At 72.2% G+C, this 23,626-nt stretch carries 19 protein-coding genes; 9 read left to right on the forward strand and 10 right to left on the reverse strand.

The features are described from left to right. Positions 1–2 precede the first annotated feature (2 nt). The 6 genes from ABZ899_RS09090 to ABZ899_RS09115 form a co-directional block, all read right to left on the reverse strand. Positions 3–1,817, reverse strand: a complete 1,815-nt coding sequence (locus ABZ899_RS09090) for a branched-chain amino acid ABC transporter permease (protein ID WP_361343556.1) — start codon at positions 1,815–1,817, stop codon at positions 3–5. 23 nt (positions 1,818–1,840) lie between these two features. Beyond that, positions 1,841–2,770, reverse strand: a complete 930-nt coding sequence (locus ABZ899_RS09095; protein WP_210982676.1) for a branched-chain amino acid ABC transporter permease — start codon at positions 2,768–2,770, stop codon at positions 1,841–1,843. A gap of 116 nt (positions 2,771–2,886) precedes the next feature. Beyond that, a complete protein-coding gene (locus ABZ899_RS09100) occupies positions 2,887–4,101 on the reverse strand; it encodes a branched-chain amino acid ABC transporter substrate-binding protein (RefSeq protein WP_361343558.1) in 1,215 nt (404 codons plus the stop codon). A 497-nt stretch (positions 4,102–4,598) separates the two neighbouring features. Continuing rightward, a complete protein-coding gene (locus ABZ899_RS09105; protein WP_361342949.1) occupies positions 4,599–5,006 on the reverse strand; it encodes a hypothetical protein in 408 nt (135 codons plus the stop codon). 67 nt (positions 5,007–5,073) lie between these two features. Then, positions 5,074–5,562, reverse strand: coding sequence for a hotdog fold thioesterase (locus tag ABZ899_RS09110; protein WP_361343560.1), 489 nt, complete (start codon positions 5,560–5,562; stop codon positions 5,074–5,076). Between the two features lie 91 nt (positions 5,563–5,653). Next, positions 5,654–7,933, reverse strand: a complete 2,280-nt coding sequence (locus ABZ899_RS09115; protein ID WP_361342951.1) for an FdhF/YdeP family oxidoreductase — start codon at positions 7,931–7,933, stop codon at positions 5,654–5,656. 163 nt (positions 7,934–8,096) lie between these two features. On the opposite strand from ABZ899_RS09115, the gene polA reads away from it, so the two are divergent. Both polA and ABZ899_RS09125 read left to right on the forward strand, forming a co-directional pair. Next, a complete protein-coding gene (gene polA, locus ABZ899_RS09120) occupies positions 8,097–10,823 on the forward strand; it encodes a DNA polymerase I (RefSeq protein ID WP_361342954.1) in 2,727 nt (908 codons plus the stop codon). 363 nt (positions 10,824–11,186) lie between these two features. Next, entirely contained in the window at positions 11,187–11,618 is a 432-nt protein-coding gene (locus ABZ899_RS09125; RefSeq protein WP_361342957.1) for a hypothetical protein, read from the forward strand. Here the strand turns inward: ABZ899_RS09125 and ABZ899_RS09130 are convergent. Next, the gene (locus tag ABZ899_RS09130) at positions 11,533–12,405 is read right to left on the reverse strand and encodes a DUF4184 family protein (RefSeq protein WP_361342959.1); all 873 of its coding nucleotides are present in this window, start codon (positions 12,403–12,405) and stop codon (positions 11,533–11,535) included. The genes ABZ899_RS09125 and ABZ899_RS09130 overlap by 86 nt on opposite strands. Positions 12,406–12,730: 325 nt before the next feature. On the opposite strand from ABZ899_RS09130, the gene ABZ899_RS09135 reads away from it, so the two are divergent. The 3 genes from ABZ899_RS09135 to ABZ899_RS09145 all read left to right on the forward strand — a co-directional run bounded on the left by ABZ899_RS09135 (position 12,731) and on the right by ABZ899_RS09145 (position 15,789). Then, complete coding sequence (locus ABZ899_RS09135) at positions 12,731–14,485, forward strand: lytic transglycosylase domain-containing protein (RefSeq protein WP_361342962.1); 1,755 nt, start codon at positions 12,731–12,733, stop codon at positions 14,483–14,485. A 151-nt stretch (positions 14,486–14,636) separates the two neighbouring features. After that, entirely contained in the window at positions 14,637–14,771 is a 135-nt protein-coding gene (locus ABZ899_RS09140; protein ID WP_361342964.1) for an SPW_0924 family protein, read from the forward strand. Positions 14,772–14,796: 25 nt separating this feature from the next. Further along, a complete protein-coding gene (locus tag ABZ899_RS09145; RefSeq protein WP_361342966.1) occupies positions 14,797–15,789 on the forward strand; it encodes a DUF3068 domain-containing protein in 993 nt (330 codons plus the stop codon). Here ABZ899_RS09145 and hrpB read toward each other — a convergent pair. Beyond that, positions 15,779–18,259 (reverse strand): ATP-dependent helicase HrpB, encoded by a 2,481-nt coding sequence (gene hrpB / locus ABZ899_RS09150; RefSeq protein WP_361342969.1) that lies wholly within the window; start codon positions 18,257–18,259, stop codon positions 15,779–15,781. The two genes, ABZ899_RS09145 and hrpB, sit on opposite strands and share 11 nt — an antisense overlap. Positions 18,260–18,308: 49 nt before the next feature. After that, complete coding sequence (locus ABZ899_RS09155) at positions 18,309–19,220, reverse strand: class I SAM-dependent methyltransferase (RefSeq protein ID WP_361342972.1); 912 nt, start codon at positions 19,218–19,220, stop codon at positions 18,309–18,311. Positions 19,221–19,550: 330 nt separating this feature from the next. Between ABZ899_RS09155 and rpsA the strand changes: the two genes are divergently transcribed. The 4 genes from rpsA (at position 19,551) to ABZ899_RS09175 (ending at position 23,268) form a co-directional block, all read left to right on the forward strand. Further along, entirely contained in the window at positions 19,551–21,047 is a 1,497-nt protein-coding gene (rpsA, locus tag ABZ899_RS09160) for a 30S ribosomal protein S1 (RefSeq protein WP_361342975.1), read from the forward strand. 171 nt (positions 21,048–21,218) lie between these two features. Further along, positions 21,219–22,157: a PAC2 family protein gene (locus ABZ899_RS09165; RefSeq protein WP_361342978.1), complete on the forward strand. Its 939-nt coding sequence runs from the start codon at positions 21,219–21,221 to the stop codon at positions 22,155–22,157. A gap of 51 nt (positions 22,158–22,208) precedes the next feature. Continuing rightward, a complete protein-coding gene (gene coaE, locus ABZ899_RS09170; protein WP_361342981.1) occupies positions 22,209–22,814 on the forward strand; it encodes a dephospho-CoA kinase in 606 nt (201 codons plus the stop codon). Between the two features lie 73 nt (positions 22,815–22,887). Continuing rightward, the gene (locus tag ABZ899_RS09175) at positions 22,888–23,268 is read left to right on the forward strand and encodes a tetratricopeptide repeat protein (protein ID WP_361342984.1); all 381 of its coding nucleotides are present in this window, start codon (positions 22,888–22,890) and stop codon (positions 23,266–23,268) included. A 9-nt stretch (positions 23,269–23,277) separates the two neighbouring features. Here ABZ899_RS09175 and ABZ899_RS09180 read toward each other — a convergent pair whose 3' ends face one another. Continuing rightward, on the reverse strand, positions 23,278–23,616 hold the full coding sequence (locus ABZ899_RS09180; RefSeq protein WP_361342987.1) for a DUF6343 family protein: 339 nt from the start codon (positions 23,614–23,616) through the stop codon (positions 23,278–23,280). Between the last annotated feature and the right edge of the window lie 10 nt (positions 23,617–23,626).

The raw sequence follows: 23,626 nt of genomic DNA on the forward strand, positions 1-23,626 counted from the left end.
GGTCACGCCCCTGCCTTGGCGACGCCGGTCGCGCCTTCGGGCAATGGCTTGTCCTCCGGTACGTCGAGCTGTCCGGTCTCGTGGAATTCGAGCTGCTTCCTGCGGTCGGCGACCAGGCCCTCGGGGCGGAAGCGCATCAGGAGCATCAGGGCGATACCGAAGAGCAGCAGCTGGTACTCGGCCATGAACTGGAGCTTGGCCGGGATCAGGTAGAGCAGCGCGGCGCCGATCAGCGGTCCGCTGATGGTGCCCATGCCGCCGAGGATGACGGCGGCGAGCAGGAAGGCCGAGTTCGGCGGCACGGAGCCGGCGAACTGGTACTGCTCGGGGGTGACGCTGTAGGAGACGTGGGCCTGGACGGTGCCGGCGAGGCCGGCGAGGCAGGCGCCGAGGGCGAAGGCGAGCAGCTTCAGGCGGAAGCCGTTGATGCCCATGGCGGTGGCGGCGGTCTCGTCCTCGCGGATGGCGACCCAGGCGCGGCCGATGCGGGATTCCGCGGAGCGGCGGAAGACCAGCACGACGATGGCTGTGAACAGCAGCATCATCAGGTAGTAGTTGGCCGAGCGGGTGAGCTCGTGGCCGAGGACGTCGTGGGGGACTCCGAGGTTGAAGCCGAAGATCTCCAGGTCGGGGATCTGCGGGATGCCGTTGGAGCCGTTGGTGACGTCCGGTCCGCTGTTGCCGTTCAGGTTGTTCATGGTGATGCGGAAGATCTCACCGAAGCCGAGCGTCACGATGGCGAGGTAGTCGCCGCGCAGTCGCAGGGTCGGTGCGCCGATGACGACGCCGAAGATCAGCGAGGCGATGGCGCCGGTGAGGACGGCGGCCCAGAACGGGAAGGTGACGCCGATGGTCGACGACGGGGAGCCGGAGACCAGGGCGGCGGCGTAGGCGCCGACGCCGAGGAAGGCGACGTAGCCGAGGTCGAGGAGGCCGGCGAGGCCGACGACGACGTTGAGGCCCAGGGCGACCGTGGCGAAGATCAGGATGTTCGCGCCGATGAGGGCGAACTGGTCGTTGGTCTGGGTGAAGGGGAAGCAGATCGCCGCGGCGAACGCCGCCGCGAGGGTGACGTTGCGGTGCTTGGCGGTGAGTGCGGAGAGCCGCTTCAGCAGTCCGGCGCGGGTGACGGCGGTGAAGCCGAAGGCCGCGAGGATGAGGAAGCCGATGAACAGCTCGGAGTACTCGGTGCTGATGCCGTACGCGAAGACGTACAGGCCGACGCCGAAGCCTGCGGCGATGATCAGGATCTCGAGCCAGGAGGGGAGTTCCTTGGCGCGGCCGGGCTCGGGGGAGGTGAGTGCGTGGCGGACGCGGCCCCAGAGGTGGGGGTCGGGGTCGCCGGCGTCGTAGGGCTGGTCGACGGGGAGGCCGAGGGCGCCGATGACGGCGATGAGGGCGCCGAGGCCGGAGACCCAGGCGCCGGGTTCCAGGTTGACGAGGCCGCCGAGTTCCTGCGCGATGGCGCCCATGGCGTAGCCGGTGACGCCGAGCACGCCGAGGGCGGCGAGCAGGACGGGGCTGTTCTTGCCGCCGGGGGTGAGCCAGCCCAGTCCGCGGATGCCGTAGCCGGCGAGGGCGAACAGGAGGGTGAGCAGGGAGCCGACGAGGGTGAGGACCTGGAGGCCGCCGGGGTAGCCGGTGACGGTCAGGTTGCCCGGGAACTCGTCGGTCCAGGTCCAGGCGAGGAAGGTGCCGATGAGGGCGAGTGCGGAGCCGGCGACCGTCAGTCCGCGGGCCGCGGCGTGCGGCAGCGGGATGATCGGGGTGGCTGCGGGGGTGGACACCTTGGTGGTGTCGTCGGTGGTCTTGTCCATGGGGATGTCGGTGGTCATGGGTATCACGCCCGATCCGCGACGCGTTCGCCGAGCAGGCCCTGTGGCCTGAACAGCAGGACGAGGATGAGGAGGCTGAACGCCCACACGTCCTTCCAGGCGCCGCCGCCGAAGAGGTCCATGCCGGGGATCTCGCCGATGTAGCCGGTGGCGAGGGACTCGGCGACGCCGAGGACGAGGCCGCCGAGCATGGCGCCGTAGATGTTGCCGATGCCGCCGAGGACGGCGGCGGTGAAGGCCTTGAGGCCCATCAGGAAGCCCATGCGGAAGCCGACCTGGCCGTTCTTCAGGCCGTAGGCGACGGCCGCGACGGCGGCGAACGCGGCACCGATGGCGAAGGCCATGACGATGATGCGGTCGGTGTTGATGCCCATGAGCTTGGCGGTGTCGGGGTCCTGGGCGGTGGCCTGCATGCCGCGGCCGGAGCGCGTCTTGTTGACGAACAGGCCGAGGGCGATCATGCAGAGCGGGGCGGCTATGAGGACGAAGATGTCGCCGCGCTGGATGTTGGCGCCGAGGATCTCGACGGGGTCGCCCTGGAAGCGGGGGAAGGGGACGTCCTTCTTCGCGTCGGGGAACCACATCCATACGGCCTGCTGGAGGACGATGGACAGGCCGATCGCGGTGATGAGGGGCGCCAGGCGGGGTGCGGTGCGCAGGGGACGGTAGGCGAACCGTTCCGCCGCGGTGCCGACGGCGACCGAGACGAGGATGCCGCCGATGATCATGAGGGGGATCGCCGCCCCGAGGCCGAAGCCGTCGGGGAGGACCATCCAGATGGTGAGGGCCCCGAAGCCCCCGACCATGAAGATCTCGCCGTGGGCGAAGTTGATGAGCTGGACGATGCCGTAGACCATCGTGTAGCCGATCGCGATGAGTCCGTACATCGCGCCGAGGATGAGTCCATTGGCCAGCTGTTGCGGCAGTTCGTGCACCGCAGGGCCTCCGTGGAGTGGTTCGGATATGGCGCCGCGCGGGGAGCGCTGGTGGGCGCTTCCCGCGCGGCCTGGATCAATGTGTGAGGAGGATGGGTTCTCTGACTCGTCCTTCGTCAGCCGAGCTTGGGCTCGCCGCTGAACTCGGGCGCCCAGGCGTTGTCCTTGACCTTGTACGCGGTCATGGTGTGGTTCGTGGTGTCACCGAACTCGTCGAACGAGATGGTGCCGGTGACGCCGTCGAACTTGACCTTGGCCATGGCGTCCAGGACCGTCTTGCGGCCGTCGGACGGGACCTTGCCGTCGTTGCCCTCGACGGCCAGCTTGACGGCCTCGATGATGGCCCAGGTGGCGTCGTAGGTGAGGCCGCCGTAGGCCTCGTAGTCGTCCTCGTAGCCCGCGGCCTTGTAGTCCGCGATGAAGGTCTTGGCGGAGGGGAGCTGCTCGACGGGCCGGCCGACGGAGGTCGCGAGGTCGCCCTCGGCCTTCTTGTTCAGCTTCGGGAACTCGCCGGAGTAGATGCCGTCGCCGCCCATGAGCGGGATGTTCTGGCCGCTGTCCTTGAGCTGCTGGCTCAGCGGGCCGGCGGCCGGGTACTCGCCGCCGTAGTACAGGGCCTGGGCGCCGGTCTTCTTGATCTTGGCGACCACGGCGTTGAAGTCACGGTCGTCGGGGTTGATGTGGTCGGTGCCCACGATCTTGCCGCCGAACTTGGCGAAGTTCGCCTTGAAGGACGCGGCGAGGCCGGCGCCGTAGGTCTTCTGGTCGTCGATCAGGTAGACCTTCTTGAGCTTCGCCTTGTTGTACAGGTAGTCCGCGGCGAAGGCACCCTGGATCTCGTCCGTGGTGGCGGTGCGGAAGAACGTCTTGAACTGGCGGACCGAGTCGCCGGTCTTCCAGCCGTCGCCCTGGGTCAGCTCGGTGCCGGTGTTGGCCGGGGAGACCTGGGTCAGGCCGGCGTCGCTGAACGGCTTCTGCATCTGCTGCGAGACGCTGGAGTTCAGCGGGCCGACGACGCCGAGGACGTCCTTGTTGCTGATGAACTTCTGGGCGTTCTGCTGGCCGACCTGGGGCTGGGCCTGGTCGTCCAGGGCCTCGATCTTGAACTCGACGCCCTTGACGAACTCCTTCTTGTTGGCCGTCTTGGCGGCCAGGTCGGCGGAGTTCTTCATGCCGAGGCCGAGCGCGGAGAGGTCGCCGGTCAGCGGGGCGTCGAGGCCGATCACAACTGTGGTCTTGTCGCCGTTGCTGCTGCCGCCGTCGTCGTCACGCGACCCACAAGCCGTGAGTGTCAGCGATCCCGCCGCGAGCGCGGCGGTAATGGCGATGATCGAACGTTGACGCACGAATCAGGTCCTTTCCCTGGCACGGCGGTTCCCCGTGGAACGCGCCGAGTCGAGCGCTGGGGACGAAGTGACTTCGAATCCGATGGCTCGGTGACTGGCCGTGACTCTAAGCGCGGGTGGGGAACATGGAGGAGGCTCTGACCAAGGCTGTGACGCTCTTGTTATGACACGCGGTATCCCTGAGCGGTACTGCGTGGGGGGAAGAGCGGATTTCCGGCCGATTCGCCCTGTCCACATAGTGAGAATCCGCAGCGTTCGCGCGTAGCTTCTTCACTAGTGTTCACGGGTTTTGGTGATGACGGCATTCGTTGTCGAAGGCTGCCGGGGGTCTCGCGGGGCTCCGTGGCAAAGCGTCGCGCCGGGGGAGAGGGGGCGCCGTTTATTGCAGCCGTATTACGCAGAGTTACGCGGGTGAAAGACGTCCGGCGCGCCTCCCCATATTCGTGTAGAGGGCACGAAAGTGGAATTTCTGATGTCGCGCCTCAGCCCCATGGGCCTCCGGTGGGTCCGCCGTTTCGGTACCGCTTCTCGCAGGCCGTGCGCGCGCGGCGGTCGATGAGCCGGCCGGCCCCCTCGTCACCGGTGCGTTCGCGTTCGGCGCGGGCGGCGTCCACCACCGTGCGGAGGATCTCGTACTGCCCGTCGGACAGCCCCATCGACTGGTAGTCGCCGTAGGTGTCGCCGCTCAGCGCCCGGTGCGACCAGTACGTGATGATCCGCGTGCACAGCCGGGCCGGTGAAGTCGCCGTGGGGGAGGGGGAGCCGCGGCTCGCCGGCGCGGCGGTCGGCGAGAGGTCCGCGCCCGGGCCCCCGCAGCCGCCCGCCGAGCAGGCGGCCAGCAGGGCCAATCCGAGCGCGGCCCCCTTCCGGCGCACCCCTGCCTTGGTCATGCCCCGACCGTATGCCGCCACAGGGCCGGGATCAACGGCGGGGTGGGAAACGAGAGTTGACCCGCCGTCAGCCAGTCGGGCGGACCCGCTCCGCGTCACTGGGGTTCACGTCCCGCAGCATGCAGGTCAGCCGCGCGGTGCACACCCGCCGCCCCTGCTCGTCGCTGATCACGATCTCGTACGTCGCCGTCGAGCGGCCCCGGTGCAGCGGCGTGGCGACACCGGTCACCAGTCCGGAGCGGGCGCCCCGGTGGTGGGTGCAGTTGAGGTCCACCCCCACCGCGATCTTGGAGGTGCCGCCGTGCAGCATGGACCCCACCGAGCCGAGCGTCTCGGCGAGCACCGCGGACGCGCCGCCGTGCAGCAGCCCGTACGGCTGGGTGTTCCCCTCCACCGGCATCGTCCCGACGACCCGCTCGGCGGACGCCTCCACGATCTCGACGCCCATGCGATTGCCGAGGTGCCCGGCCGAGAACAGGGCCTGGAGATCGACGCCGAGCGCGGCGTACTCGTCGATGACCTCCTGCGGGAATGTCACGTGCTGCTGCTCGCCCATGGGCCAGGCTCCGTTCGTCGTGATCACCCGGTGTGTGTGATCAGCGGTCTGTCGGCGGTCGTCACCGGGGTGACAACGCCTGAGCAAACGCTCAGTCGGTCGCCGATTGTTCCAGACGCACGATCACGGACTTGCTGGCCGGTGTATTGCTGATGTCGGCGGTGGCGTCCAGCGGCACCAGCACGTTGGTCTCCGGGTAGTAGGCGGCCGCGCAGCCCCGCGCCGTCGGGTAGGACACCACCCGGAAACCGGGCGCGCGCCGCTCGACGCCGTCCTTCCACTCGCCGACCAGATCGACGTACGAACCGTCGGCGACCCCGAGGCGCCGCGCGTCCTCCGGGTTGACCAGCACCACCCGGCGGCCGTTGCGGATGCCCCGGTAGCGGTCGTCCAGGCCGTAGATCGTGGTGTTGTACTGGTCGTGCGACCGCAGTGTCTGCAGCAGCAGCCGCCCCTCGGGGACCTCCGGGTACTCCACCGGAGCCGCCGTGAAGTTGGCCTTGCCGGTCGCCGTAGGGAAGCGCCGCTCGTCGCGCGGGGCGTGCGGCAGCGTGAAGCCGCCGGGACGCGCCACGCGCGCGTTGAAGTCCTCGAAGCCGGGGACGACCCGGGCGATGCGGTCCCGGATCGTCGCGTAGTCCTTCTCGAACTCCTCCCAGGGCGTACGGCTCTGCTCGCCCAGCACCCGGCGGGCCAGCCGGCACACGATCGCCGGCTCCGACAGCAGATGACCGCTCGCCGGCTCCAGGCGCCCCCGGGAGGCGTGCACCATGCCCATGGAGTCCTCGACGGTGACGAACTGCTCGCCGCCGCCCTGCAGATCGCGCTCGGTACGGCCCAGCGTCGGCAGGATCAGCGCCCGCGCGCCCGTCACCGCGTGACTGCGGTTCAGCTTCGTCGACACGTGCACCGTCAGCCGGGCCCGCCGCACGGCCGCCTCGGTGACGGCCGTGTCCGGCGTGGCCGCCACGAAGTTGCCGCCCATCGCGAAGAACACCTTCGCCTCGCCGTCGCGCAGCGCCCGGATGGCCCGTACGACGTCCAGGCCGTGCGCACGCGGCGGCGCGAACCCGAACTCCCGCTCCAGGGCGTCCAGGAAGGCGGGCGCGGGCCGCTCGAAGATGCCCATCGTGCGGTCGCCCTGCACATTGGAGTGGCCGCGCACCGGGCACACGCCCGAGCCGGGACGGCCGATGTCGCCGCGCAGCAGAAGGAAGTTGACGACCTCCCGGATCGTCGGCACCGAGTGCTTGTGCTGCGTCAGGCCCATCGCCCAGCACACCACCGTGCGCCGCGAGGCCAGCACCATCTCCAGCGCCCTGTCGACGTCCTCAGGCGCGAGGCCTGTCGCCGCCAGCGTCTCGTCCCGGTCGGCGGCGCGGGCGGCCTCGGCGAACTCCTCGAAGCCGTGCGTGTGGTCGCGGACGAAGTCCTCGTCGACGGCGCCCTCGGTCTCCAGGATCAGCTTGTTCAGCAGCCGGAACAGCGCCTGGTCGCCGCCGATGCGGATCTGCAGGAACAGATCGGTGAGCGCCGCGCCCCTGAGCATGCCCTGCGCGGTCTGCGGGTTCTTGAACCGCTCCAGACCGGCCTCGGGCAGCGGGTTGACGGTGATGATCCGGGCGCCGTTCGCCTTCGCCTTCTCCAGGGCGGAGAGCATCCGCGGATGGTTCGTCCCCGGGTTCTGCCCGGCGACGATGATCAGCTCGGCCTTGTACAGGTCGTCCAGCAGGACGCTGCCCTTGCCGACGCCGATCGTCTCCGACAGCGCGGACCCGGACGACTCGTGGCACATGTTCGAGCAGTCCGGCAGGTTGTTCGTGCCGAGCTCGCGGGCGAAGAGCTGGTAGAGGAAGGCCGCCTCATTGCTGGTGCGGCCCGACGTGTAGAAGACGGCCTCGTCGGGCGAACCGAGCGCGGCGATCTCCTCGGCGACGATGTCGAAGGCCCGCTCCCAGGTCACCGGCTCGTAGTGGGTGCCGCCCTCCGGCAGGTACACGGGGTGGGTGAGCCGCCCCTGCTGCCCGAGCCAGTAGCCGCTGCGCGTCGCCAGGTCGGCCACGGGGTGCGCCGCGAAGAACTCCGGGGTGACCCGGCGCAGGGTGGCCTCCTCGGCGACCGCCTTCGCGCCGTTCTCGCAGAACTCCGCCGTGTGCCGGTGCTCCGGCTCGGGCCAGGCGCACCCCGGGCAGTCGAAGCCGTCCTTCTGGTTGACCCGCAGCAGGGTCAGCGCGGTGCGCCTGATCCCCATCTGGCGCTGGGCGACCCGCAGGGTGTGGCCGACGGCGGGCAGCCCCGCCGCCGCGTGCTGCGGCTCGGCGACCTCGGGCGCGTCCTGGACCGGATCATCCGTGGGCGGCTTGCTGGCCATCGCGCGCTCTCCTTCGGGTACACGTGTGAGGTACGTCTCTGATCCTCGCACGCGGAACCGGCCCTGCGGGGAGCGGGTGTTCGGGCCTCGGACACCATCGGGGCCGCTCGGACGGCACCCCGGCGGGGCCCGGCTGTCAGTGCGGCGTGGCAGGATCGGGGACGTGGCAGAGACAGCATCGAAGCAGACCGACAGCACCCCCGGCGGCGACCGGCCCCGCCTGATGCTCATGGACGGGCACTCGCTGGCCTACCGGGCCTTCTTCGCGCTGCCCGCGGAGAACTTCACGACGGCGACGGGCCAGCCGACGAACGCGATCTACGGCTTCGCGTCGATGCTGGCGAACACGCTGCGTGACGAGACGCCCACCCACTTCGCGGTGGCGTTCGACGTCTCCCGCAAGACGTGGCGCTCCCAGGAGTTCACGGAGTACAAGGCGAACCGCTCCAAGACCCCGGACGAGTTCAAGGGCCAGGTCGAGCTGATCGGCGAGCTGCTGGACGCGATGCGCGTCTCCCGGTTCGCCGTCGAGGGCTTCGAGGCCGACGACGTGATCGCCACGCTCGCCACCCAGGCCGAGGCCGCCGGTTTCGAGGTGCTGATCGTCACCGGCGACCGTGACTCGTTCCAGCTGGTCAGCGAGCACACCACCGTGCTGTACCCCACCAAGGGCGTCTCCGAGCTGACCCGGTTCACCCCGGAGAAGGTCGTCGAGAAGTACGGCCTCACCCCCGCCCAGTACCCCGACTTCGCGGCCCTGCGCGGCGACCCGTCCGACAACCTGCCGGGCATCCCCGGCGTCGGCGAGAAAACCGCCGCGAAGTGGATCAACCAGTTCGGTTCCTTCGCGGAGCTGGTCGAGCGCGTCGAGGAGGTCAAGGGCAAGGCCGGGCAGAACCTCCGCGAGCACCTGGAGGCCGTCAAGCTCAACCGCCGCCTCACCGAGCTGGAGCGGCAGGTCGAGCTGCCGAAGGCCGTCACCGACCTCGCGCGCGAGCCGTACGACCGCAAGGCCGTCGCGATGATCCTGGACACCCTGGAGATCCGGAACCCGTCGCTGCGCGAGCGGCTCTTCGGCGTCGACCCGGGCGCCGAGGAGGCCGAGACCACCCCGATCTCCACCGAGGGCGTCGCCCTGGACGGCGCCGTCCTCGGCACCGGCGAGCTGGCTCCCTGGCTGGCGGAGCACGCCGGCGGGGCGCTCGGCGTGGCCACCGTCGACACCTGGGCCCTCGGCGCCGGCTCGGTCGCCGAGGTCGCGCTGGCCGCGGACAGCGGCGCGGCGGCCTGGTTCGACCCCTCGCAGCTCGACGAGGCCGACGAGCGGGCGTTCGCCGGGTGGCTCGCGGACGCCGAGCGGCCCAAGGTCTTCCACAACGCCAAGGGCGCCATGCGGGTCTTCGCCGAGCACGGCTGGAGCATCGAGGGCGTCCGCATGGACACCGCGCTCGCCGCCTACCTGGTCAAGCCGGGCCGCCGCTCCTTCGACCTGGACGCGCTGTCCCTGGAGTACCTGCACCGCGAGCTGGCGCCCGCCGCCACCGCCGACGGCCAGCTCGCCTTCGGGGCGGACGAGGGCGCCGAGGCCGAGGCGCTCATGGTCCAGGCCCGTACCGTCCTCGACCTGGGCGAGGCCTTCGAGGGCCGGCTGCGGGAGGTCGGCGCCGCCGAGCTGCTGCGGGACATGGAGCTGCCGACCTCCGCCCTGCTCGCGCGCATGGAGCGGCACGGCATCGCCGCGGACCGGGCCCACCTGGAGGCGATGGAGCAGCTGTTCGCGGGCGCCGTGCAGCAGGCCGTGAAGGAGGCGCACGCCGCGGCCGGGCACGAGTTCAACCTGGGCTCGCCCAAGCAGCTCCAGGAGGTCCTCTTCGGCGAGCTGGCGCTGCCCAGGACGAAGAAGACCAAGACCGGCTACACCACCGACGCCGACGCCCTGGCCTGGCTCGCCGGCCAGACGGACAACGAACTGCCGGTGATCATGCTCCGCCACCGTGAGCAGGCGAAGCTGCGGGTCACGGTCGAGGGCCTGATCAAGACGATCGCCACGGACGGCCGGATCCACACCACGTTCAACCAGACCGTCGCCGCCACCGGCCGCCTCTCCTCCACGGACCCCAACCTGCAGAACATCCCGGTCCGTACCGACGAGGGCCGCGCGATCCGCCGGGGCTTCGTCGTCGGCGAGGGCTTCGAGTCCCTGATGACCGCGGACTACAGCCAGATCGAGCTGCGCGTGATGGCCCACCTGTCCGAGGACGAGGGCCTGATCGAGGCGTTCACCTCCGGCGAGGACCTGCACACCACGGCCGCCTCCCAGGTCTTCGGGGTGGAGCCGTCCGCCGTGGACGCGGAGATGCGCCGCAAGATCAAGGCGATGTCGTACGGCCTGGCGTACGGGCTGTCGGCCTTCGGCCTCTCCCAGCAGCTGAACATCGAGGCGGCCGAGGCGCGCACCCTGATGGACGCCTACTTCGAGCGGTTCGGCGGCGTCCGCGACTACCTGCGCCGCGCGGTCGACGAGGCACGGGCCACCGGGTACACGGCGACCCTCTTCGGCCGCCGCCGCTATCTGCCCGACCTCAACAGCGACAACCGCCAGCGCCGCGAGGCGGCCGAGCGCATGGCCCTGAACGCGCCGATCCAGGGCACGGCGGCCGACATCGTCAAGATCGCCATGCTCAACGTGGACCGGGCCCTGCGCGAGTCCGGCCTCGCCTCCCGCATGCTCCTCCAGGTCCACGACGAAATCGTCCTGGAGATCGCCCCGGGCGAGCGTGAGGCGGCGGAGGAACTGGTCCGCCGCGAAATGTCGAACGCGGTCCACCTGAGGGTCCCCCTGGGTGTCTCGGTGGGCGTGGGCCCCGACTGGGAGTCCGCGGCCCACTGACGCCTCCGGCAGACAGCACGAAAGCACGCCGGACCGGCCCCCCACCGGCCCGGCGTGCCGAAGGCCCGCCCCCTCCGGGGCGCGGGGAACTGCGCCCACACGCGACACACGGGGCAGCACCACCCCCGAGGGGCGCGGGGAACTGCGCGCCCAGCCCCCACGGCCCGCACGCGACTTACCGAGCGGGACCACCCCCTGAGGGGCGCGGGGAACTGCGCGCTCAGCCCCCACGCGCCCGCACCCGCGAAACACACCGCCCCCGGCACACGAAGAGGCGCCCCCCGCCCAGCCCCGCAGGGACTGGTCACCCACGTGGCCCCCGCCAAAACGCCCCCGGCACTCCCCGCCCGTAAGGATGCCGACATGGGTATACGCACGCTCAACCGCCGGACGGCCAGGGCACCGGCGCACGCCGACCGTCCCCCGCCCCCCACACCGCCGCAGGCCCCCGCACTCGCCCCCGATGCGAGCACCGCCCGCATCCCCGCCGAACTCATCGGCACCGTACGGCGCACCGTGACGGCCGCCCGCCGGCGTCTGATCCGACGGCTCCGCGCCTGGACCGAACTCGCCCGCTCCTACGCGGCCATGGCCCGCACCCTGATCCCCCGCTGCCGCCCACACCACGGGGTGACGGTCTTCGAGGCGAGCACGGGAACCGGCACCCCCGAAGCCGCCGGCACGGCGACCGGCACCGGCACGGACGACGTCACCGCACCCCCGGCCGGCTCCGTTCCCGCTCGGCACCACCCGTCCCCGCACTGCCAGGGACCGGGACCGGACGCCACAGCCTGACGGCGGCGCCGTACAGCAGGAGCCCCACGACGAGTCCGGCGCCCGCGCCGAAGCACAGGGTCGGGATCAGCTCCCAGTACTTGGCGGTGGCTCCCCAGTACTCCCACCAGCGGGACGCCCGCTGGAACGCCGCCACCGCCGCGCACCCGCCGACGACCAGCACGGCCCACCACCGGTCCCGCACGGACAGCACCGGCACCCCCGGCACGGGACTCCCCGGCCCCGCCACCCGCGCGCGCCGCAGCGCCACCGACACGAACACGGCGATGACGACCGCCGCGACCGCCGACCCCCCGTACTGCAGGTACCAGTACAGCGGCGACCCCGCGACCTCCTCACCGAGCACCGGGAACAACCGCATCCCCCAGCGGTCGAGATGGGTGAACGCGTCCCACACCACATGGGTGAGCCCGCCCAGGACGGCGGAGACGTACCAGCGCCCGGCGAGCGCCGGAGTCACCCGCGCGCGAGGCGCCCCGCACCGCAGCAGCGCGGCCGGCCGCGACTGGAGCCGGGCCGGCAGCAGCGCCACCAGCGGCTCGCGCAGCAGCAGCCACACCCCCACCAGCGCCCAGGCGATGACGACGTCGACGGTGAGGACACCCGGCACGGAGTGCGTGACGTCCCCGAACTCCATGGCCCCGGACAGGACACTCGCCGCGTAGTAGGTCATGTCGGGAGCGAAGGAACCGGCCACCAGGACCGCCGGCACGAGTCCGGCCCGGCCGGTTCCCCCGGTGCGCAGGGCGGGCAGGACGGCGGCCGCGTGGCTGAGCGTGAACGGCAACAGGGCTCCTCGGATGCGGTCTTGACGGGACCCGTCCGGCCCCCCTCGTCGGCGAAGCCAGTATGCGGGACGGCCCGGCCGGAGGACGGCGTGTGGCCAACCGGGAAATATCGGGCGGCAACGGGTGTGCGTGCAAGGGAAGTTGTCGTAGGGTCGCCTGGGTCACAGTGCCAGGACCCGCGAACGAACAGATGAACGGCGACGCAATCCCCGCCGTGAGGGCAACTGTCGTGGCGGGTCGATCGTCACTACAGGGACGGGCCCGGCACGGCGGGTCCGGCAGGCCGACACGGACGTCAGGGCGTCCACGGGAGGGGTCCACCACATGGCGGCGGAATTCGGCAGGCTCCGCAAGGGGGCGGTGAACACCACGGTCGCCGCGGTCGTGGTCGCGGCGCTGGCCGCGTCCCAGGCTCCGGGAGTGACGACCGACGGCGCCGGCAGACAGGTGACCACCGGCACCCAGCCGTCCCCGGACGCCCCCGCCGCCGACAGCGCGACCGGCAACTCGCCGTACTACACGGACCTTCCGCCGCTCAACAGCCCCAACCCGGCCCCGTCGGCGGGCACCACGGTCACCCCGGCGGCCGGTGAGGCGGGCATACCGGCCACGGTCCTCGACGCCTACAAGAAGGCGGCGGCCGCGCTGCGGGCGTCCAAGCCGGGCTGCAACCTGCCCTGGGAGCTCCTCGCCGCCATCGGCAAGGTCGAGTCGGGCCAGGCGCGCGGCGGCCGGGTCGACGCGAACGGCACCACCCTGTCCAAGATCCTCGGCCCGCAGCTCAACGGCGTCGGCTTCGCGAACATCAGCGACACCGACGGCGGCGCCTACGACGGCGACAGCCGCTACGACCGTGCCGTCGGCCCCATGCAGTTCATCCCCTCCACCTGGGCGTGGGCGGGCCGCGACGGCAACGGCGACGGCCGCAAGGACCCCAACAACGTCTACGACGCCGCCCTCGCCGCCGGTCACTACCTGTGCCGCTTCGGCTGGGACCTGTCCACGGCGGGCGACCTCGACCGCGCCATCCTGAGCTACAACAACTCCCAGGACTACCTCCAGCTCGTCCGCAGGTGGCTGGACTACTACCGCAAGGGCACCCACGAGATCCCGGACGGCACGGGCACCCTCCCTTCCGACCGCAGCGACGACGCGGCGGACGCCAACCCGACGCCGTCGCCTTCGCAGCCCGCCTCGCCCTCGACGCCGTCCAGCCCCCCGTCCCCGGCGCAGCCCACGACGCCGCCGAAGCCCGGGGGTTCCGAGCCGGGCGACGGCGGTGGTTCCGGCAGCCCCAGGCCGACCCCGCCGCCCAGCACGCCGCCCACCCCCACCGACACGGTGGACCACCTGGAGGACGCCGGTACGGCGAAGCTCACCGCGATGGCGGGCGACACCTTCACCGGGCGGATCAGCGCCCGCGCCGAGACGGAGTCCGGCAAGGCCGTCGCCAAGGTCCGCGTCCGCTTCACCATCGCCGGGGACACCGACGCCACCTTCAGCACCGGCGAGAAGTACGCCGCCGTCCTCACCGACCGCTTCGGCAAGGCGGTGGCGCCGGCGCTCCGGGCGGGCGAGGACACCGGCGAGTTCAGGGTCCGGGCCACCGTCGTCGGCCGTGTGATCCCCGGGCTCGACTACACGGCCACCGTCACCGAGCGCGCCGCCGACACCCTGGCCCGCACCGGCGACACCGCGCTGACCTGCGTGCCCGGTGGCGAGTTCGCCGAGCGGGTCGAGGTGAAGGCCACCTACAAGGGCGCCGTCGCGGACAAGGTCGCGGCCACCGCCACCCTGATCAAGGCGGCGGACGACCCGGCGGAGAACGGCAAGGGCCCCTACTTCAAGGACGCCGACGGCAAGCCCGTCCGCACCCTGACCGGCCTGAAGACCGACGCCGACGGCCTGCTGGAACTGCCGAAGCTGTACGCCGACGACACCACCGGCACCTTCCTGCTGCGGATCGCCACGGCGGGCGGCGCGACCCTGACGGTCGAGCTGAAGGTCGCCGCCGCCGAGACGTCGCCCGAGCCGACCCCGTCGCAGGAGCCGTCGGAGAGCGCCTCGCCGTCCGCCTAGCCGGTACGGAAGACAGGGGAGGGGCGCCCGGCCGCCGGGCGCCCCTTCGGCATGTGCGCGAGCATGTGCGCGACGTGTTCTCATCTCGCTGGCCCGTTGCTACGGTGCCGGATCTGACGATGCATCAGTTCCGGGTGTCCGGGAGGCACGCATGCGCGCCCTGATCGCCGCCGCGGCCGGACTCGCCGCCGCCGTCGCCCTGGTCCTCGCGCTCACCGCCGTCGGCGCGCCCTCCGGCGGCACCTCCCCGAAGCCGCTGCTGACCACCGTGCCCGCCCATCCGTGACCGCCCGCCCGGAAGGGAGGCCGCCATGCGCCGCACGGCCGGCCTGATCCTGCTCGCCCTCGCCGTCCTCTGCGCGGCGCTGTCCCCGCTGCTGCGCTGGTACGCCTTCCCGCGCCTGGCCAAGGTCCCCGCGAACCAGTACCAGGACATGGTCCTGGAGGCGAAGGACGCCACCCTCCTCGACTACGGCACCATGCGGGCCCGGAAAGTCGACAAGATCACCATCGTGCAGACCCTCAGGGGCGACGTGGCGGCCTCGGAGCGCGTCGAGCGGACCACCGACCGCGACGTCGTCGTGTGGGACGGCCTTTCGTACGTCGTCGGCCCCGACGGCCGGATGGTCTCCCGGGTCCCCGAGCGCTACATCTTCGACGCGCACACACAGGAACCCGTCCACGCCCCCGGCGAATCGGTCGACGGCGACCCCGTGCGCCGCGACGGCATCGAGTTCAAGTGGCCCTTCCTCACCGAGAAGCGGGACTACGCGTACTTCGACGCGCAGGCCCGCGTCACCGCCCCCATCCACTACCGGGGCACCCAGGACTTCCGGGGCGTCGAGGTCTACTGCTTCGAGCAGGTCATCCCCTGGACGAAGGTGCCGTTCCCCAAGTCCCTGCCCGTCGAGGGCGTCACCCCCGCATCGCTGGCGGCGACCGGCACGACCCGCTGGTACACCACCGTCCGCAAGTTCTGGGTGGAACCCCTCACCGGCGCCCCCGTCTACGGCGAGGAGATCCACAAGGAGGAGCTGCGCGGCGGCACCCTGCTCGGCGGCCGCGACAAGGTCACCGCGTTCGCCGGGCACGTCAAGATGCGCGACGACTACATCGAGCACACCGTCGACCTGGTCAAGGGCAACCGCACCCTCGTCCTGCTGATGACGTCGTACCTGCCCTGGGGCCTGCTGGTCCTCGGCGGGCTGCTGCTCGCGCTGTCCCTCTGGCTGGAGGCGCGCGGCCGCCGCCCCGGCGGCCCGGAACCGGCGCGGGACGCCGAAGCGGACCCCGTCACCGCCTGAGCCGCGCGGTGGTGTGCCGGGTCGGCTCGGCGGACGCCGGGTCCTGCGGCCACGGATGCTTCGGATAGCGGCCGCGCAGCTCCGCCCGGACACCCCGGTAGCCGTCCCGCCAGAACGAGGCGAGATCGGCGGTGACGGCCGCCGGGCGCCCGGCGGGGGAGAGCAGATGCACCAGGAGCGGCACCCCGGCCACCGCCGGGGACGTGTCCAGCCCGAACATCTCCTGCAGCTTGACGGCCAGGACGGGCCGTTCCGGATCGCCGTAGTCGACGCGGATCCGGGAGCCGCTGGGCACGGTGACCCGCTCCGGGGCCAGCTCGTCGAGCCGCCCCGCCTCACCCGTCGCCCACGGCAGCAGCCGTGCCAGCGCCTGCCCGGCGTCGATCCGCCCGAGGTCCGCCCGTCGCCGGGCCCGGCCCAGCTCGGGCTCCAGCCACTCGTCCACGCGCGCGTGCAGCGCCTCGTCGGACACGTCGGGCCACGGGTCGCCCCGGTGCAGCCGCAGGAACGCCAGCCGCTGCCGCAGCACCACGGCGTCCGGGGACCAGCGCAGCAGCCCGAACCCCTCCCGCCGCAGCCCGTCGAGCAGAGCGGCCCGGACGAGAGCGGGGCCGGCGTCCGGCAGCGGGCGCTCCGCCAGCTCGATCGCGCCCAGCCGCTCGACCCGGCGGGCCACCACGTCGCCGCCGGCCCAGTGCACCTCCTCGTCCTCCTGATACAGGGAGGCCGCCGCCGACCGGGCCGTGTCCTCGTCCACCACGGCCGCGAGCCGCACACAAGCGTGCCCGCGCCCCACCGGCCGGTCCGCGACCGCCACCGCGATCCACGGGGCGCCCCGCAGCGGGCTGCCCTCGGCGAGCTCCGCGCGCGTGCCCGACGCCATCAGATAGGAGCCGCCGTCCGCCTTCGCCACCCGCTCGGGGAAGGCCAGCGCGGCGACGAGCCCCACCGTGCGGTCGTCCGGGGCGTCCGGGCCGCCGCGGGTTCCGGCGCCCGCCCGCAGCCGCCGCACCTCCGTCCGCCACCGCCCGGCATAGGGGTCGCCGCCCCGCCGGGCCGTCCGCAGCGCCGCCGCGAGATCGTCGCCGTACTCCCGCGGTGGCTCCTCGCTGAGCAGCGCCACCACCTCGGCGGCCGCGCCGGGGCCGTCCAGCAGGGCCCGGCCCAGCCGGGGATGCAGCCCCAGCCGGGTCAGGGAGGCGCCCCGCTCGGTCGCCCGCCCGTCGCCGTCGACCGCACCGACGGCCGTCAGCACGCTCCGCGCCGCCGCCATCGCCCCGGCCGGGGGCGGATCGAGCAGGGCCAGCCCACCCGCGTCCGGGTCGCCCCAGCAGGCCGCCTGCAGGGCGAACGCCGTCAGGTCGGCGACCTTGATCTCCGGCGCCGGGAAACGGGGCAGCCGCGCGTCCTCCGCCTCGGCCCAGCAGCGGTACACCGTCCCCGGCGCCTCCCGCCCGGCCCGGCCCGCGCGCTGCCGTCCGGACGCCTGCGAGGCCCGTACCGTCGTCAGCGCGCTCAGCCCGCGCGCGTGATCCACACGGGGCTCGCGCGCGAGACCGGAGTCGACGACGACCCGCACCCCCGGAACCGTCAGCGAGGACTCCGCCACGGACGTCGCCAGCACCACCCTGCGCCGGTCGCCGCCCGACAGCACCGCGTCCTGCACGGCCGCCGGCGCCCGCCCGTGCACCTGGAGCACCTCGACGTCCCCGAGATCGCCCAGCTGCCCGGCGACCCGCGCGATCTCGCCGACCCCCGGCAGGAAACACAGCACGTCGCCCGGCCGCTCGGCCAGCGCCCGCCGCACCACCGCGGCCACGTGCGCGAGCAGCACCGGATCGACCCGCGTCCCGTGCGGCGGCCGTACGGGACGCGCGGGCGGCGCCCACACCGTCTCCACCGGGTGCGCGGCGCCCTCGGCCACGACGACCGGCGCGCCGCCCAGCAGCCGGGCCCAGCCGTCCGCGTCCGTCGTCGCCGACGCGGCCACCAGCCGCAGCTCCGGCCGCAGCGTCTCGCGCACGTCCCACAGGAAGGCGGCCGCGGTGTCCGCGTCCAGATGCCGCTCGTGGCACTCGTCGAGCACCACCACGTCCACGCCCGCCAGCTCCTGGTCGCGCTGGAGCCGCTGCAGCAGCACCCCGGTCGTGACGACCTCCACCCGGGTACGGGGGCCGACGACCCGCTCCCCGCGCACGGTGTGGCCGACGCTCTCGCCGGGCCGCTCGCCCAGCAGCCACGCCATCCGCCGGGCGGCGGCCCGCGCGGCGATCCGGCGCGGCTCGGCGACCACGACCCGCCGCTCCGGCCCCTCGCCGAGCAGGCCGGCGAGGGCGAGCGGCACCAGCGTCGTCTTGCCGGTGCCGGGCGGGGCGACCAGCACCGCGGTGCCGGGCCCGTCCAGGGCGTCGGTCAGGGCGGGCAGGGCACCGCGCACCGGCAGCGCGTCCAGGGCGTCGTAGCGGATCACGCCCCCAGTGTCGTACGTCCCGCCACCGGCCCCGCCACGGGCGGCCGCGTCAGTCCCGCTCGCACACGAAGACCGCCGTGCCCGGGATCAGGCTGCCGCGCAGCGGGGACCAGCCGCCCCACTCCGAGCTGTTCCAGGCCGGCCACTCCGGCTCCACCAGGTCCACCAGCCGGAACCCGGCCGCCACCACGTCCCGCACCCGGTCGCCGATCGTGCGGTGGTGCTCCACGTAGACCGCGCGCCCCTCCTCGTCCTGCTCCACGTACGGGGTGCGGTCGAAGTAGGAGGCGGAGACCGACAGCCCCTCCGGGCCGGGCTCGTCCGGGAACGCCCAGCGGATGGGGTGGGTCACGGAGAAGACGAACCGGCCGCCGGGCCGCAGCACCCGGTGCAGCTCCCGCAGCACCAGCACCGGGTCGGCGACGAACGGCAGCGCCCCGTAGGCCGAGCACGCCAGGTCGAACGAGCCGTCGGCGAAGGGCAGCGCCCCGGCGTCGGCGCACACCAGCGGGAAGGCGCTCCCGATGCGCAGCGCGTGCTGGAGCTGGCGGTGGGAGATGTCCAGGGCCACCGGGCGGGCGCCCTGCGCGGCCAGCCAGCGCGAGCACTGCGCCGCGCCCGCCCCGATCTCCAGGACGTCCTTGCCCCTCAGCGCCTCGGGCGCGCCGAGCAGCTCGGCCTCCACCTCGTCCAGGCCCTCGGGTCCCCAGACGAAGCGGTCGTCCCCGAGGAAGGTGCCGTGCTCGATCTGGTACTCGTCCGCGTTGCGGTCCCACCAGCCCCGGTTGGCGCGGGAGCTCTCCGCGGTGCCGGCCGAGCGCCGGGTCGCCTCCGGTTCCTGCGGTTCCTGCGGTTCCTGCGGTTCGGAGGAGGCGCCGGACGGAATGTCGGGCGATACGGGCTCTTGGATGATCGGCTCCCTCGTCGTACTCTTCCGACACCTGAACGGCGCGGCCCTCACGGTGCTGTCACGCGAGGGGTGTTCCCAAGGCGCGTGTGGCCTGTGGAGACAGGTTTCGTGCCGGGTATGCGGCGATCCGCCCCGGGTGTGCGGCTTCGCGCATTGACCCTGCCCGGCTGCCCCCGTATGCTACAAGTTGCGCTGCGGGCCTGCGCACCTCAGACGTAGCAGGCTGCGCTCGCATCTGTTGTATGTCCCCTCGGTTGTCGAGGCGCCATAGGGTCTTTTCCCGTTTGGCGCTTCCTTGGCTGTCCGGCTTCATCAGAGCGATACGGGCTCCCGGCGTAGCAGTACCTACGACTCAATGTCCGTACCGGAGCCCTTTCCCACATGACGAGCAGCACCGAGACCACCGCCACCACCCCGCAGGTTGCGGTCAACGACATCGGTAACGAGGAAGCCTTCCTCGCCGCGATCGACGAGACGATCAAGTACTTCAACGACGGCGACATCGTCGACGGCGTCATCGTGAAGGTCGACCGGGACGAGGTCCTGCTCGACATCGGTTACAAGACCGAAGGTGTCATCCCGAGCCGCGAGCTCTCGATCAAGCACGACGTCGACCCGAACGAGGTCGTCAAGGTCGGCGACGAGATCGAGGCCCTGGTCCTCCAGAAGGAGGACAAGGAAGGCCGCCTGATCCTCTCGAAGAAGCGCGCCCAGTACGAGCGCGCCTGGGGCACCATCGAGAAGATCAAGGAAGAGGACGGCATCGTCACCGGTACCGTCATCGAGGTCGTCAAGGGTGGTCTCATCCTCGACATCGGCCTCCGCGGCTTCCTCCCGGCCTCCCTGGTCGAGATGCGCCGTGTCCGCGACCTCCAGCCCTACGTGGGCAAGGAGCTCGAGGCGAAGATCATCGAGCTGGACAAGAACCGCAACAACGTGGTCCTGTCCCGCCGTGCCTGGCTGGAGCAGACCCAGTCCGAGGTCCGCCAGACGTTCCTCACCACCCTCCAGAAGGGTCAGGTCCGTTCCGGCGTCGTCTCCTCGATCGTCAACTTCGGTGCCTTCGTGGACCTGGGTGGCGTCGACGGTCTGGTCCACGTCTCCGAGCTGTCCTGGAAGCACATCGACCACCCGTCCGAGGTCGTCGAGGTCGGTCAGGAAGTCACCGTCGAGGTCCTCGACGTCGACATGGACCGCGAGCGTGTCTCCCTGTCGCTGAAGGCGACCCAGGAAGACCCGTGGCAGCAGTTCGCCCGCACCCACCAGATCGGCCAGGTCGTGCCCGGCAAGGTCACGAAGCTGGTTCCGTTCGGTGCGTTCGTCCGCGTGGACGAGGGCATCGAGGGTCTGGTCCACATCTCCGAGCTGGCCGAGCGCCACGTGGAGATCCCGGAGCAGGTCGTCCAGGTCAACGACGAGATCTTCGTCAAGGTCATCGACATCGACCTCGAGCGCCGTCGTATCAGCCTCTCGCTGAAGCAGGCCAACGAGGCGTTCGGCGCCGACCCGGCCTCGGTCGAGTTCGACCCGACCCTGTACGGCATGGCCGCGTCCTACGACGACCAGGGCAACTACATCTACCCCGAGGGCTTCGACCCCGAGACCAACGACTGGCTCGAGGGCTACGAGACCCAGCGCGAGGCGTGGGAGCGCCAGTACGCCGAGGCGCAGCAGCGCTTCGAGCAGCACCAGGCGCAGGTCATCAAGTCCCGCGAGGCGGACGAGAAGGCCGCTGCCGAGGGTGGCGAGGCCGCCGCTCCGGCCGCGTCCGGTGGCGGCGGTTCGTACTCCTCCGAGGGTGCCGACAACAGCGGCGCGCTGGCCTCGGACGAGGCGCTCGCCGCTCTGCGCGAGAAGCTGGCGGGCGGCCAGAGCTGACGCTCTCCGGCTGACCCAGTGCTTGACCGAGGGGCCGTACCTTCCGAGGTGCGGCCCCTCGGCCGTACCCGGTCACCGGCCGGGCACGGACGATCAAGAACTCCTCCGCCGGGGGAATGCCGCCGCGCGTACGGGCGTTGTCACGTACGGACACGAGGAGGAGCGGTCACTGTGCTTGATCCGCAGGATTTGTACACGTGGGAGCCGAAGGGTCTGGCCGTCGTCGACATGGCGCTCGCCCAGGAGTCGGCCGGCCTTGTCATGCTCTACCACTTCGACGGCTACATCGACGCCGGGGAGACCGGCGACCAGATCGTCGAGCGGCTCCTGGACTCCCTGCCCCACCAGGTCGTCGCCCGCTTCGACCACGACCGGCTCGTGGACTACCGGGCCCGCCGCCCGCTGCTGACATTCCGGCGCGACCGCTGGGCCGGGTACGAGGTGCCCGCCATCGAGGTGCGGCTCGTCCAGGACGCCACCGGCGCCCCCTTCCTGCTGCTGTCCGGACCCGAGCCGGACGTCGAGTGGGAGCGTTTCGCGGCCGCCGTGAAGGAGATCGTCGAGCGGCTCGGCGTGCGTCTCTCGGTGAACTTCCACGGCATCCCCATGGGCGTCCCGCACACCCGTCCCGTCGGCCTCACCCCGCACGGCAACCGCACCGACCTGGTCCCCGGCCACAGCAGCCCCTTCGACGAGGCGCAGGTGCCCGGCAGCGCCGAGTCGCTGGTCGAGTACCGGCTGATGGAGGCCGGGCACGACGTGCTCGGGGTCGCCGCGCACGTCCCGCACTACATCGCCCGCTCGCCGTACCCCGACGCCGCGCTCACCGTCCTGGAGGCGGTCACCGCGGCCACCGGACTGGTCCTGCCGGGCGTCGCGCACGCGCTGCGGACGGATGCCCACCGGACCCAGAACGAGATCGACCGCCAGATCCGCGAGGGCGACGACGAGCTCACCAACCTCATCGAGGGCCTCGAGCACCAGTACGACGCGGTCGCCGGCGCCGAGACCCGGGGCAACATGCTCGCCGAACCGGTGGACATCCCCTCCGCCGACGAGATCGGCCGCGAGTTCGAGCGCTTCCTGGCCGAGCGGGAGGGCGACGGCTGACGGACGGCGGGAGTCCTGCATGATCGGCGAGAGACCCCCTAGGCTGGCCCCATGTTGAAGGTGGGCCTGACCGGCGGCATCGGTGCCGGCAAGAGCGCGGTGTCCCGGCTGCTCGTGGAGCACGGGGCCGTCCTGATCGACGCGGACCGCATCGCCCGCGAGGTGGTCGCCCCGGGCACCCCGGGGCTGGCCGCGGTCGTCGAGGCGTTCGGCGAGGACGTCCTCGCGGCGGACGGCGGCCTGGACCGGCCGAAGCTGGGCTCCATCGTCTTCGCCGACCCGGAGCGGCTGGCCGTGCTGAACTCGATCGTGCACCCGCTGGTCGGGGCGCGCTCGCGTGAACTGGAGGAGGCGGCCGCCGGCGACGCCGTCGTCGTGCACGACGTGCCCCTCCTCACCGAGAACGGCCTGGCCCCGCTGTACGACCTCGTGATCGTCGTGGACGCCGGTCCCGCCACCCAGCTGGACCGGCTGGTGCGGCTGCGCGGCATGACCGAGGAGGACGCCCGCGCCCGGATGGCCGCGCAGGCCACGCGGGAGCAGCGCCGGGCGATCGCGGACATCGTCGTCGACAACGACGTACCGCTGGAGGAGCTGCGGCGGCGCGTGAAGGACGTGTGGGAGGAGCTCGTGCGCCGGGCTCACGCGGCGGCCTGAGTGATCGGCGCCGGCCGGAATAGGGTCTTGCCGTCCGCGCGTTGAACCCTCCCAGCGAGGGAAGGACTCTGCCGTGCCCGAGACCAGCGGATCCACCGGACGTACTCCGGAGACCCATGTCATCGACTTCCGCGCCGCCGAGCAGCTGCTCGCCGCGCGCGACCCCCGCGGCGCGGTCAAGCTGCTCGACGGCGTCATCGCCGCGCACCCGGAGAACACCGCGGCCCGGCTGCTGCGTGCGCGGGCCTTCTTCGCCGCGGCGCAGCTGCGGCCCGCCGAGCTGGAGTTCACCATCGTCCTGGAGCGCGAGCCGGACAACGCGTTCGCGCACTTCGCGCTCGCCCGCACCTACGAGCGGCAGGGCCGCCGCGACCAGGCCACCCGCCACTTCCGCCTGGCGGCGGCGCTCGACCCGAATCCCGAGTACGTCAAGGCGGCCCGGTTCGAGGACTGAGGCCGCTCGCTAGGGCTCCTCGTGGCGCGGGGGCGGGGGGCCGTGCGGGTCCCGCGGACCCGGCCCGGGTGGCCGGGCGGGCGGCCGGCCCGGTTCCTCGTACGGCGCGTACGGGGGCACGTCGCTGCCGGGCTGGTAGTGCGGGCCCTGACGGATGTGCCGGACGACCATGGCCATGTCGACCGTGATCACCAGCCACAGCACCCCGCAGGCCACGGCCCAGCCGGGGCGTCCGGCGAGCGCGAAGGCGATGGTGCCGAAGGCGGCCCAGGCCACGCCCCACACGCACAGCCAGAAGCGGATCCGCAGCGGACTGCGCGCGGTGGTCGGCTCACTTCCCGTACGCATGGGAACCACC

Source organism: Streptomyces sp. NPDC046859, assembly GCF_040645135.1.
GTDB lineage: Bacteria > Actinomycetota > Actinomycetes > Streptomycetales > Streptomycetaceae > Streptomyces.